Source organism: Paludifilum halophilum, assembly GCF_002245355.1.
In the GTDB taxonomy this organism is placed as follows: Bacteria; Bacillota; Bacilli; order Thermoactinomycetales; family DSM-45169; genus Paludifilum; species Paludifilum halophilum.
Map to the genome: position 1 here is coordinate 68,779 of NZ_NOWF01000003.1, position 12,452 is coordinate 81,230.

Below are 12,452 nucleotides of genomic sequence, written 5' to 3' on the forward strand. Positions count from 1 at the left end.
ATACATGCGGCTATATAGGCGCTATTGTACCAGACGGGAGGCTTGCTGAAAACGATCACTCCATAAAAAATAGCTCCCTTGAAAGCGCAGGGAGCTACTTATTCATTTCCCGGTGTAATAGGGACAGCTGCTTGGCCATCTCCCTCACTTCGCCCTCCGTAAAATGGGACAAAATCTCGGACAAGTAAGCTTGTCTCGCTTCCAACACATCCCGGATGATGGAAGAACCTTTTTCCAAAAGGTGAATTCGAACCACTCGGCGATCGCGGCTGTCCCGAACCCGCTCGACCACTCCGTTTTTCTCCATCCGGTCCACCAGATCGGTCATGGTGCTGCAGGCAAGGTACATCTTTTGGCTTAATTCGCCGATGGTCATATCCCCTTCTTCATTCAGCCACAACAAAGCGGTAAACTGCGGGGGCGTGATCGGAAATTCGGTGAGAAGATCACGCCCCTTACGCTTAATGATGACGCTGATCTCCCGAACGACCCGCTCGATCTCCGTCACCAACTCTTTCGGCAATTTCCCTTTCTCATCCATTCCAACGACTCCTTCAGCGGACTTCGACCCGGAAGCGATTTCACGCTTTTCCGGAGGCTCCCGTAAAAGGGAGCCTCTCTTGAAACATTGGCCGTCTCTTCCTTCCATGGTAACGGATGAGGAGACCGGATACAAGTTTTTCACCCTTTGTTCCCAAATCCACCCGTCTTAAGGGCGGGTTTGCCAAAGGTTGTTTACATTCGCATCGCAAAGGCAAAGAAACCCTACTCAACCGGTAGGGCTGAAAAGGGAAAGGCTAAATCTTCAAATCTCCGAGCCGGACCAACTCTACCACCGCTTGAGACCGTCCCTTAACGTTGAGCTTTTGCATCACGTTTCTGATGTATGTTTATTGCAAACAAATTCGTTCAGTTGTTTTACAAAGCTTCTAGTGCCCCTTCGGCAACTTTGATCTGTTTGATCCCTTGCCGGGGGGTGGTCGGGCTGGTAGGACCGTCTCCGATCTCTTGCAAAAAACGCATAGTGAGACCGGGAAGCGGAGCGACCTTGGCGAAACTTGTGCTCTCCTGAGTGCAAAGGATCGCCTACCACCCTCCCAACTTGGTTACCAGATGGGGCACTAGGACGCTTCACTTCCCGGAGCACAACACCCCATTTCGATGCCCATTGATTGGATAAGCCACAGTCCTATAGGTAAATCCAGGTCAAGCCCAGGGTTTTTCAAATGTGTAATCCACCTCGATCGCACCATCGGGGTCAACCCGGATTTCTTGAATTAAGGTCCGAATGACCTCATACAAATCCTGATTTTGATTTTCGAGAAGTTCAAATGCCTCTTGAATCGACTCAATGTGTTGTTCGGTGTGCTCTTTTCTTTCCAACATAAAAACCTGATCATTCATTCCGCCAATCTGATTATCGATTTCCTTCCTTTTTTCTTCAAACTCCTTCTGATCGATCAGTTGATCCAAATACAGATCCACCAGACTTTTTTTTCGATTTTTCAACTTTTCCTGAGTGCGCTTGAGTTGCTGTAATTCGCGATTTCTTTTATCCTCGAGCTGGTTGCTGAGTTGCAAAGAAACGGCATAACCTTTTTCCTGAACATGATGCAATATCTCCGAACGAAAAGCCTCATAGGTAATGGGCTGATGGTTCACACACCCATCATTTCCACCTCGACGCCACTTACTGCATTTGAAATACTTCCAATGATTCTTGCGGCCGTCCACTCGTTTCCGGAATGATTGCACAATCACCATATTCGATCCACACTCACTGCACTTCGCAATCCCTCGAAACTCATTCCACGGGGTGATCCGTCGTCGCGGGGCGTTATCATCCTTTTGATTGGCCCTTTGCCATTCTGCCCGTGAGATAATGGCGGGATGATGGTCTTTAAAGTAAATCCACTTTTCTCGGGGATTGCGAATTTGTTTCCGTCGACCTTCAACTTTGACCGTTGTATATTGGTTCATAATAAAATCGCCGCAGTAGATGGGATTTTGGATCAATCGTTGGACGGAAGTCACTTGCCACTTATGAATCATCTTGGGCTTGATCCCGCGGTTGTTCAGCTCCTTCATAATCCGCTTATAGCCCCAGCCCTGGCTGTACCAATGGTAGATTCGCCGGACCGTTTCAGCTTCTTCCTCATTGATGACGAGGAAACCATCCTTTTTGTCGTAACCAAAGGGAGTTTTGCCAATATGTTCCCCTCTTCGCACTTTGGCAGCGAGGGCGGCAGACACCCCGGCGGAAAGTGTCCGGCTATATTGAGCAGAGAATAGTGACCAAAGTTCAAAGGCCATGTCATTTTTCCCGGCCTTATGGCTGTCATAACCCTCCTCCACCGATATGATCCGGACATTATGGGAAATAAACACCTCCCGGATTTCCAACGAATCCTTCAGATCCCGCGCCAAGCGACTGATCGACTTAAACACCACCATCTGAATTTCTTTCCGCTTGGCTTTCTCCAGAATAAGCTGAATGGACGGCCTCTCTAAAAATAAAGTCCCGCTGACCCCCTCATCTTTGAACACTTGGTTTTCGTCCCATATATAACCGTTTCGCTCCAACCAATTTCTGCAGATATCGATTTGGTTCTCGACAGAGGAGATTTGTTCATCCCGATCCGTTGAAACCCGAACATAAATAGCGTATTTCGCACTCATATGACCCTCCGTTGGGAAAAGGTCCCTCCATTCATTCAGCTGAACAACCGGCCGTTTATCAATAAAGGACCACCTTTAATAGGTGGCCTTTTCATGATTCTGTTTGTCTTTCGCACTCGTTTTCTTCGCGCAGGTTTCTGGCGTGTCCGTTACACCGAAGTATGGCTCAAGTGCCTCCCGAAACGCTTCCTCAATTTTTTTGGTGCCATAGTTTTCTTCAACAATTCTCAAAACCGTCTTAGCCGGCTTTCTCATGATGACACCACCTCTCCCGTTAACCTATGCACGGTGGACAATTGTACGGCCATTCATCCAGCAAAAAAGACATCCGGTAATTGCCGGATGTCTTGTCAGTCAAACTTTCATCATCATTGTGTCTAACACAGAGAAATGGTTGTAGGTAGCTCGGAACTAACTTCCGATAATGGATATGTACCGGAAGTTAGAAATCCGGCCACAAAAAAACCGCTGAAAGAGCGGTGTTTTTTCATGGCATCGGCGGGATAACGGCTGAAAATGTTGATGAAGAAAATGCGGGATTCAATTGCATGAAGGAAAGTAAGGAGCAAATTAGGTTAGAGATGCTGACTGCATGGTTCTCAAGAGGTGATACCCCGCTTATTGTCGTATGTTTTAGTTTTTGTCAGCCCGTTGACAGATTCATCATTAAATATTACTTTGAGTAAATAACGAATAATCAGTATCTTGGAAACGGTTTTTAAATTTATCGCAATTTTCCATTATGAAAAGCGATCTAGTACTGGATATAATTCAAGCCAAAACAGACTCTATGATGCCATAACATGGCAGGAAAACCAAGATGATTCGGGGGTTCCGGTTGAAAATCAGAATCGCGGAAGGAATGATTTAATGGCTTCGAGAGTGCTCATCAAAAATGGTTGTGTACTCACCGTCGATCAGTCGCTCGGCAATTTCAAGAACGCAGATGTATTCATTGAAGGGGGACAAATTGTTTCAGTCGAACCGAATCTCCATGTTTCCGATTGCGAAATAGTGGATGCTACCGACATGATTGTCATGCCCGGCTTTGTTGATACACATCGACACGTTTGGGAGTCGGTTATTCGCAACGCCGGTGCAGACTGGTCGTTAACCACATACTTGAATCATTTGTACTTCGGCGGATTAGGCGGTACTCTACGGCCAGAGGACGTATACATTGGGAATCTCCTCGGTGCATTGGAAGCACTTGATTCAGGCGTTACTACACTCCTCGACTGGTCTATGATTAATTCCCCGGACCACGCTGACGAGATGATCCGCGGCTTAAAGGAAGCAGGAATCCGAGCGGTGTTCGCACACGGTACACCTTTATTGGAAGCGGAAGCATATTGGTCTAAAGAAAGTCAGTTGAGACATCCGGAGGATTGTGTCCGGGTCAAGGAACAGTACTTTTCTTCAAACGATCAACTTCTGACCATGGGTTTGGCAATCAGGGGACCGGAATTCTCTTCTTGGGAATCAACCCTTCACGATATCCATCTGGCTCGAGAACTGGGAGTTATTTGCTCCATGCATATTGGTTTTGGATCATGGGGTTCCGTTGACCGGTCCATAGAAAAGATGTACAAAGCCAGGCTGTTGGCACCTGACCTAAATTTGGTTCATCTGAACACAATCAGCGACGAGGAATTTAGACTAATTGAGGAGACAGGTGCCTCTGTCTCTGTCACTCCCGAGATTGAAATGATGATGGGACACGGTTATCCGTTTACCGGTAAATTCACTCAATATGGCGGGCGGCCCACAATCGGTGTTGATGTGGTGACCTCTACAGGCGGTGATATGTTTGCTCAAATGAAATTTATGCTGCAAGCGGAACGTGCACGTATAAACCAACGTATTCTTGAGAGCGGTAAAATGCCTGAAACTCTTTCTTTGAAAGCCAAAGAGGTTCTGGAATTTGCGACCATTGATGGTGCTCGGGCTTTGGGGCTGAATTCAAAAGTCGGATCGATCACTCCAGGTAAACAAGCTGATTTAATCCTGATTCGAGCGACGGACCTCAATCTTGCCCCTGTAAACGATCCGATCGGAGCAGTGGTGTTAAGTGCACATGCCGGAAACGTTGACTCGGTATTTGTAGCAGGCAAGGCGATAAAGCGCCACGGTAAATTGCTGGATATTGACTTCGATCAGATTCGGAAACGAGCTGCAAACACGAGGGATTACGTATTCTCAAAATACGGTGAGCCTGAAGGGGTTTGGCCTTTATAAATGATTCCATTTGACCACTAAATGAGACAATCCCCGTTACGGCTATCCCACATTTTCACCTTATATTGTTACTTTTTTAACCGAGAAAAATCGGAATTCACTTTATAAATCCAATCCATACGATGTTTATACCAGATTGAACGGGGTGAAGAATATCGTGACATGGCCAAAACATAGTAATGGCTACAACTATAAAACCATCGGGAAATATGCGGATCGAGTGTTCATCATGACTTATGACTGGCATATACCTCCGTTTACCGGCCCCGAAGCCATCGCCCCTTATCCACGTGTCGCAAAAACCATGAAGTATGCATCATCGGTCATTTCACCTCAAAAATTATATCTTGGTTTATCTATGTAAGGATACGATTGGAATCTAGTGAATAACAAGGGAAGCTCACTTTCACAAATGGAAACCTTTGAACGCGCAGTCGACAAAGGGACTTCCCATCCATATGGATGCTAAATCTTACGCTCCCTTTTATCGTTATACGGATAAAAAAGGGAACCCACATGTTGTTTGGTTTGAAGACGTCAGAAGTTTGGCTGCCAAATTTCAATTGGTAAGAGAAATGAAGTGGAAAGGGATGGGCGGTTGGCAAATGAACTTTCCTTTCCCTCAGGATGAGTCTCTTTTATGGCTCAATTTCAAGCCTCAATAAAAACTTGAGGTGTTATCATGAAAAAAGAGGGAAATAAAAGCTCTGGAGGTCTAGATAAAGTGTGGACGCATCAAGGAGGTACGAACGATGAGCCAACCTGAAGGAACGATGCACTCCTATCGACTGGAGAAAAAGGGGAGTGTGGAAAACCTAAAAATAGGGACAGAAGAGATCCCCGCCCCTCAGCGGGGAGAAGTGCTCGTGCGAGTCAAAGCTTCCTCTTTAAACTACCGGGATCTGGCGATCATCAAGGATGAATACCCTGGAGAAATCCATCCCCACCGTATCCCTTTATCCGATGGTGCAGGGGAAATCGTTGCTGTCGGAGAAGGGGTGCGACGGTTTCAAATAGGGGACCGCGTCGCCGGTAATTTCCACCGCGAATGGTTCGGAGGCCAACGTCCGGATTACATAGAACCCTATGGAACTCACAGTGACGGATGGCTAACCGAGTATAAAGTGATCAACCCCGAGCTGCTCGTCTCCATTCCGGACCATCTCACCTATGAACAAGGAGCGACATTACCTTGTGCCGCTGTAACTGCCTGGTCTGCTCTCCACGGCCCGGAACCTCTATCTCCCGGCGATACCATCTTAACCCTGGGCAGCGGCGGCGTTTCCGTCTTCGCCATCCAATTGGCAAAGTTGCTGGGTTTACATGTAATCGCAACGACTTCTAGTGATCATAAAGCGGAAAAGCTGAAGGAATTAGGTGCTGAAAAAGTAATCAATTATAAGGACACCCCCAACTGGGGCGAAGTAGTCAAAGATTTCACTGGCGGGTACGGCGTCGATCGCGTTGTCGAAGTCGGTGGACCGGGCACACTTCATCAGTCGATTCAAGCAGTCGCTCGAGGCAAAGAAATAGCCTTGATCGGTGTTCTCACCAAAACTGGAGAAAAGGTTGGCTATCACGATCTGTTTTTTAACGCCAACACCCGAACCATCAGCGTCGGAAGTCGTCAAGATTTCGAAGAGATGAATCGCCTCATCGAAGATAAAGGAATGGTTCCCGTCATCGATCACACCTTCCTTTTTGACGAAGCAAAGGAAGCCTTTGAATACATGGAAAAACAGAAGTTTTTCGGAAAAATAGCGATCTCCCACAGCCATTCCTAAAGCAGTTGCCCATCCTTTTCGGGATGGGCCATTTTTATTGCCTATTATCGGAGATTCGCTCAAGTAATAGTGCCAACCGGAAATCCACAAAGTTCATTGAACCAAAGGCGAAGGGAAGATATACAAAAACCCGGTAATGGTAGTGTGATTGGTTTTGATTTTAATTTTTTTCATCGTAAACAATAAAAGCCGATATAACAAAAAAGGGTGAGCCAATCAAAAGAGTCCGTAAGGGGGATCCGACCCTTACGGACTCTTTACACGCTGAAAAAGTGGTTTTTTAACGCTTGGTAAGGCCGACTGTTTCCACTGCAAAATCCATCATACATCGCCTCCTCCATCACACGGATGCACGCCGTTTTTTTCGTTCTCCCCAGGGTTTGAAGACCGACAGCGCAAACATCGCCGCCAAGGAGATGAGCTGAATAATGATCCCGGTCCAAAGCAGTTGACTGTTTACCGTAAACACCGGGTCTTGTGGTGCGTTTATCCCTTCCGCCGTCGTCAGGGTAACGGCTTTGAGTGTCCAGAAATAGATTCCGACGAGACCGACACCGATGGCCACAATGGTCAGAAGTTCCTTGGCAATAATCCAGTAAAACCGGAATAACCCCTACCGGGTCCACACGGAGAGTAACACGCCGGTGACAACCGTCCCGATGGTGGAGGCCCTGACTGTCGTCTTAGCCAGAACGTGCATCGCCGTATAGCAGGCCTTCAGCACTCCTTCTTCCCCGGTGTTGGCCGCAGTGATGCTGAGCAGCAGAAATCCCACCATTGTACCCAGCAGGATCGAGGAAAATATGAGGTGAAGGAGTAATAATCCTCTTTTTTGTTTCATCGACAGCTTCTTCATCCTGATCCCCTTTCCAGTGATGTTCAAAGAAAAGTTTCCTCCATCCAATCGACCAGATTCTCCCCGTGCATACAGCGGATCGTTTCCAGGACATCCGCCCGCACGAGTTTCCCACCTCGTAACGCCACGACCCGATCCAGAACCGGTTCGACCTCTTCCACCTCATGGGTCGAAAGGAGCACCGTCTGCCGGGGAAGATCGATAAAGGTGATCAATCCTTTGAGGATGGACTTCCGGATCATCGGATCCAGACCGGCCAAGGGTTCATCCAGCAGGACCAACGGCACCTGACGGGACAGGGCCATCACCAATTTCAGACGCCCCCGCTCTCCTCTGGAAAGATCCCCCGCCGTCTGTTGCTGATCCAGTTGCATATAGTCGAGCATCTCCCGTGCTTTGTTCTCATCGAAATCGGCAAACACCGTCCGGTAATACCGAACCGTTTCCGTCACGGTGAAAAACGGGTACAATCCTCCTTTTTCCGGCATATAGGCAACTTCCGAAGAACGGCGACGCGCCGCCGGTTTTCCCCTGACAAGAACTTTTCCCCCGTCGGGGTAGAGAAGGCCGGCGATCAGTTTTAGCAGGGTCGTTTTCCCGGCACCATTCGGTCCGATCACCCCGATCACTTCCCCCCGGGGCAGTTCCAGACCGATTTCCGCCGGCGCAGTACGTCCGGAAAAACGCTTTACTACCTGTTCCAACCGCACAATGATGTCATTCATTCGTCGTTCCCCCTTCCGTTTTCCGTCGTTGTAACGCCCGGTTGAGCCCCTCGGATATTTCTTCCGGTGAGAAACCCATTCGTTCCATCTCCCGGATAAAAGTCTCCACCTTCTCCCGCTGAAGCCTCTCCCGCAGTTCGGCCAATCTTTTTTCATCCTCGGTTACGAATGTCCCCAGTCCCCGTCGCACCTCCGCGATTCCCATCCGTTCCATCTCCATATAGACCCGTTTGGCCGTATTGGGATTCACCTCGTATCGTACAGCCAACTCCCTTACGGAAGGCAGCTTATCGCCGGGCTTACGGCCTCCCCGCACGATTTCGCTGCAAATCCGCTCCACAATCTGGTAATAAATCGGAGCTGTCCCGATAAACTTTTCCCCCACCGCCTACACCTCGACTTTCCGGTCCAGCAGCCAACCCGCCAGATAAAACCATACTCCCGTCAAGACCAGCCCGAACAGGAGATCTCCCCCGTAGATCGGCGCCCCAAACAAGTTGTGAAAAACATGAGCAGCCGATGGACCCGTCGCATCCGCAGGCGGAGGCGGCGAAACGGCGTCCACCGCCCCCCAACGGAACCATATATCGTATAATGAGGTGTTCTTAAATTGAACGGTGAGGAATACCATCCCGACAAAGAAAACGGGATAAAGGGCCCACCGCCACCCTTTCAGCCGATTCCCGAATACATGGAACAGGAAATAAACGAGGGCGCCGAGCTCGGCAAAGAAAAGGACCCGCTGAGTAAAAGCTAAAATCAAGATTCCGCCGTTTAAACTTCTCCAACCCGGCACGCCTTCCGTCACCACCCACAACAAGAGCAGGGTCAGGATCCAAGACAGGCAAAACAGCACCCATCCGGCGACAAATTTGGCGGACAACAGCAACCACCCGGATTGCGGGGACTGCATCCAAAGGGGGGCATTCCGTTGTTCCTCATGGAATGAAAGCAACAGATACAGAAGGAGATAAAAGGTATGCCAGGCCAAAAACACGGCCAGAAACAGCTCCGGCAATACGGAACGGTGCAGATGCACCGCATAACCGCTGATCAGTCCGGCGCACAGAAGCAACAGGCCATTGACAATCCAAAACGTTCGCATCAGCCGGAATTCTTTTCGAAACAGATACCACCATACACTCATTTTTGCGGTTAACACTCCATTCATATGGTTTAGTGAGATATCTAGGTGGTACACGGGACCCAAAAAAATGTCCATCAACGGACTGCAAAATAAATCCCAAATGGGAACACCCTCAATTCAAGCATCGGTTTTGTTTACTTGAACGAACGATATCGACAAGATCATGGAGAATACACGGAATCGATGGTCCGATCGTTTCTGATTTCCACTGGATCGTGTACTTGTGTACTATCCACATATTAAACTAGAACACCAAAATAGTCAAAAAATTTTTTATAGGGGTTCCAGGGGTTTCCGTGTCAAAACGCGAAAGAAAAATACCGCATTTTTTACAGATACGAAAACCCTTCTATAGGCATTCCATCCCCATTGTTTTCATAAGGATTGCATCACGTTCGAAATATGATTCCGGACGGTTTTCTCGCTGATGAAGAGCTGTTGTGCAATCTCTTTTGTCGTTTTGTCCTGTACCAGCAGCTCGAAAACCTCCCTCTCCCTGTTCGTCAATAAGGGTTTCCCTTTCTGGTTGCTGGTCAAATGCGCCACCCCTCCTTGCTCGAGCTCTTAGAACATGAGGGTCGGGACTCAGTCAGATTATTGTATGAACGGGCTTATCTCGTGGTGCTGATGACAAAGAAAAATAGGCTGTATCCGCGATTTGGGAAGCATATGGCTCCGGGAAACCCAAGGGGACAATGTTATCTTATGCAACATTCCCAAAGACAGTGAAGAAGTGATTGACGGCTTGCCGTCCCGAATCTCGTTTCGAATGAAAATCAACAGCTTGTCCCCGGTCGGGTCATCGGGTATAAAACCACCCTCGAACATCCAACTTAAACCAGAGACGAGAACAAGAGAGGTGGATGAAGTGAGTCAAAAAAATATCATCGCTTACTTCCGCAGTGAACAAAGGGCAAAAGAAGCGGTCCAGCAGCTGAAGCGAGGAGGATTTGAATCGGTTGATCTCTCACGTTTTTCCCTGACACCGGGAGAAGACGTCAGCGATCTGGACAATCCCATCGCCGAACCGATCTCTTCCCTGGCCACGATCACGGGAGCCCATGTGAGCAGTCGGGATGCCGGAATCCTCGTTTCCGCAGATGTCCATTCCAGTGGAATGGCCGATGGAAGCGAAGAGTGGGGAGCCGAAGATCTTTCCGTCACGGTTATCACCGATGAAGAGCGGTGGGAAGAGGCGGAATCCATTTTAAAACAGGCCGGGGGGAGACTCTGACTGAAAAACCGCTTCCCCGGAAGGAAGCGGTTAAAAAGATCCATGTAAAAAATAGGTGGTCATTAACCACTTGTTTCGGGGATTAGTTAGGGAGTGGAGACGTTGCTGGCTTATATCGGAAAGGTTGTTATTCTTTTTACAGCAACAATTGCTGGACTTCACCTCATGGGAAAGTCCGCTCTTTTAAAAATATCCCCTCACCATTTAGTGGCAATCGTGATGATCGCAACCATAGCGACTCACCCCATGCTCGCCGACGACGGCAAACAGACCCTGCTCGGAGTGTTGTTGATCATCCTGATCCATTGGATTTTCACCAAACTGAGCCTTCATAAGGCGACAAAGCGATTTCTGGTCGGCGATCCCTCCATTTTGGTAAAGCACGGGAAAATCGTAAAGAGAAACCTCCGGCGCAGCGATATCTCCCTGATCGAGCTTCTCGCCCATATCCGTTCCAAAGGTTATCCGGATCTCCGGGATATTCAATACGCCATTCTCGAACCGACCGGGGATCTGACCGTTCTGCCGAAGGATGAGTTGTATCCGGTCACTCCCGAAGTTCTGAATCTCCCGGCGAATAAACGGGACATCGCCCTTTCCCTGGTCGTGGACGGGCAGATTCAGGCACGGAATCTCCAGTTCATCGGCAAAGATGTCCATTGGCTGAAGGAACAATTGCAAAAGAAAGGGTTTCAGGACATTGGAAAGGTGTTTTATGCGGCAACGATGGAGCACCGGGACGATCTTTTTGTCGATGATGGAAAGGGTTATCAAGCCTGAATCCCGATGCATCAGCGAACGTCTCCAAAACCATGGGTGGATGGCAAACCGTTATCGCACTCTCCCCTCTCTGTGGTTCACAGGGGAGGGCATCTCCGGTTTATTTCCCTCTATGACCCACAGGACCATGAACCATTCTACATACCCGTCATTCGTGGCTTGGCCGGATCACAGTCGGGCCGTTTCACCCCGGTGGACTCGGCCAGTTTAATCAGATAGTAACATTCTTCCCTCGCCATATGATCCGCCATTAAAGGCGATAACACTCCCAGTGCCTCATTGTCCATCCTCATTTCCTCCAACTCGCACAAAAACTTTCGAAAGAAGGCCAGTTCCAGTTCCACTTGATGGTTGAACCGTTGTAACGCAGGGAATTCCTTCAGGGAGGTTCGCAGATAGCCGGCCAGTTCAACGGCCTTTAAGTAAAATTGTTCGAAATGGCGGGTGAATTCCGTCCCTTTTTTTCGCAACTGTTTCTCCACCGCATCCAAATGATCGTGGATCGCCCCGGCATGGCCGGCTGCATCCAGCAACCAGACCAAATGGTGATGAATCGGGTGTGATGGAGGTGGAATTCTCCCTTCGACCAGGTAATGAAGAATTCGCAGATATTCCTCCACTTCGTTCACCATATGATTGATAAAAGTGGGGGATAGAGAAATTTTGATCTGACCGACCAAATGCCTTTGAATCAAATGCAGTTTAAAACGGCGGATCTCCCGGGCGTGATGTTTTGCCTGTACAGCCAGGGACCGGAGTTGGGAGGCTTCGGGATGGCGGGCCCGTTCTAACAACTGATCGAACACATGAATAAATGACGCCGCTCTGCGGATTTCCGCATGTTCCGAAGTTGACAAAGAGTCATAGATAAAACGCGCATGATCTCCCAGAACTTGCAGCCAAAAGCGGTGTTCGTACAAAGCGGTATCTTCATAGCCGACATGCAAGGTTTTTCACTCCCCGCAACGGATGATCAACACCTAAGGTATGTGCCGCCGCTCTTCCACAT

Annotated in this window: 15 protein-coding genes and 1 pseudogene; 5 read left to right on the forward strand and 11 right to left on the reverse strand. The window is 48.6% G+C overall.

The genetic code is table 11. The annotated features are described in order from the left end of the window. Positions 1-94: 94 nt before the first annotated feature. The 4 genes and pseudogenes from CHM34_RS05480 to CHM34_RS05495 all read right to left on the reverse strand — a co-directional run bounded on the left by CHM34_RS05480 (position 95) and on the right by CHM34_RS05495 (position 2,934). Positions 95-541: a MarR family winged helix-turn-helix transcriptional regulator gene (locus CHM34_RS05480; RefSeq protein ID WP_094263900.1), complete on the reverse strand. Its 447-nt coding sequence runs from the start codon at positions 539-541 to the stop codon at positions 95-97. 256 nt (positions 542-797) lie between these two features. Next, positions 798-887 (reverse strand): annotated as a pseudogene (locus tag CHM34_RS05485) (helix-turn-helix domain-containing protein); the annotation flags it as partial. A gap of 319 nt (positions 888-1,206) precedes the next feature. Next, positions 1,207-2,679 carry a recombinase family protein gene (locus CHM34_RS05490; protein ID WP_094263606.1) on the reverse strand — a complete coding sequence of 491 codons (1,473 nt, stop codon included), beginning with the start codon at positions 2,677-2,679 and terminating at the stop codon, positions 1,207-1,209. Between the two features lie 75 nt (positions 2,680-2,754). Next, positions 2,755-2,934, reverse strand: a complete 180-nt coding sequence (locus tag CHM34_RS05495; protein ID WP_094263607.1) for a hypothetical protein — start codon at positions 2,932-2,934, stop codon at positions 2,755-2,757. Positions 2,935-3,549: 615 nt separating this feature from the next. Between CHM34_RS05495 and CHM34_RS05500 the strand changes: the two genes are divergently transcribed. The 3 genes from CHM34_RS05500 to CHM34_RS05510 all read left to right on the forward strand — a co-directional run bounded on the left by CHM34_RS05500 (position 3,550) and on the right by CHM34_RS05510 (position 6,701). Beyond that, the gene (locus CHM34_RS05500) at positions 3,550-4,917 is read left to right on the forward strand and encodes an amidohydrolase family protein (RefSeq protein ID WP_094263608.1); all 1,368 of its coding nucleotides are present in this window, start codon (positions 3,550-3,552) and stop codon (positions 4,915-4,917) included. A 157-nt stretch (positions 4,918-5,074) separates the two neighbouring features. Further along, a complete protein-coding gene (locus CHM34_RS18930; protein WP_141201634.1) occupies positions 5,075-5,281 on the forward strand; it encodes a hypothetical protein in 207 nt (68 codons plus the stop codon). A 388-nt stretch (positions 5,282-5,669) separates the two neighbouring features. Beyond that, complete coding sequence (locus CHM34_RS05510; RefSeq protein ID WP_206093752.1) at positions 5,670-6,701, forward strand: zinc-dependent alcohol dehydrogenase family protein; 1,032 nt, start codon at positions 5,670-5,672, stop codon at positions 6,699-6,701. A 340-nt stretch (positions 6,702-7,041) separates the two neighbouring features. Here CHM34_RS05510 and CHM34_RS19775 read toward each other — a convergent pair whose 3' ends face one another. From CHM34_RS19775 to CHM34_RS05535, 6 genes are all read right to left on the reverse strand, one after another. Further along, a complete protein-coding gene (locus tag CHM34_RS19775) occupies positions 7,042-7,266 on the reverse strand; it encodes a hypothetical protein (protein WP_240511892.1) in 225 nt (74 codons plus the stop codon). A gap of 48 nt (positions 7,267-7,314) precedes the next feature. After that, positions 7,315-7,557, reverse strand: coding sequence for a hypothetical protein (locus tag CHM34_RS19780; RefSeq protein WP_240511893.1), 243 nt, complete (start codon positions 7,555-7,557; stop codon positions 7,315-7,317). A gap of 23 nt (positions 7,558-7,580) precedes the next feature. Then, positions 7,581-8,282 (reverse strand): ABC transporter ATP-binding protein, encoded by a 702-nt coding sequence (locus CHM34_RS05520; RefSeq protein ID WP_094263610.1) that lies wholly within the window; start codon positions 8,280-8,282, stop codon positions 7,581-7,583. After that, entirely contained in the window at positions 8,275-8,667 is a 393-nt protein-coding gene (locus CHM34_RS05525; RefSeq protein WP_094263611.1) for a GntR family transcriptional regulator, read from the reverse strand. The genes CHM34_RS05520 and CHM34_RS05525 overlap by 8 nt, the downstream gene beginning before the upstream one ends. Before the next feature lie 3 nt (positions 8,668-8,670). Further along, entirely contained in the window at positions 8,671-9,429 is a 759-nt protein-coding gene (locus CHM34_RS05530; RefSeq protein ID WP_094263612.1) for a hypothetical protein, read from the reverse strand. A gap of 375 nt (positions 9,430-9,804) precedes the next feature. Next, entirely contained in the window at positions 9,805-9,966 is a 162-nt protein-coding gene (locus CHM34_RS05535; protein WP_094263613.1) for a helix-turn-helix domain-containing protein, read from the reverse strand. 331 nt (positions 9,967-10,297) lie between these two features. Here CHM34_RS05535 and CHM34_RS05540 point away from each other — a divergent pair, with 331 nt between their 5' ends. Together CHM34_RS05540 and CHM34_RS05545 are read left to right on the forward strand one after the other, a co-directional pair. Next, positions 10,298-10,663: a hypothetical protein gene (locus tag CHM34_RS05540; protein WP_094263614.1), complete on the forward strand. Its 366-nt coding sequence runs from the start codon at positions 10,298-10,300 to the stop codon at positions 10,661-10,663. 219 nt (positions 10,664-10,882) lie between these two features. Continuing rightward, positions 10,883-11,443: a DUF421 domain-containing protein gene (locus CHM34_RS05545; protein WP_169713605.1), complete on the forward strand. Its 561-nt coding sequence runs from the start codon at positions 10,883-10,885 to the stop codon at positions 11,441-11,443. 137 nt (positions 11,444-11,580) lie between these two features. On the opposite strand, the gene CHM34_RS05550 is transcribed toward CHM34_RS05545, so the two are convergent. Continuing rightward, entirely contained in the window at positions 11,581-12,390 is an 810-nt protein-coding gene (locus CHM34_RS05550; protein WP_094263616.1) for a DUF2935 domain-containing protein, read from the reverse strand. Positions 12,391-12,452 lie beyond the last annotated feature (62 nt).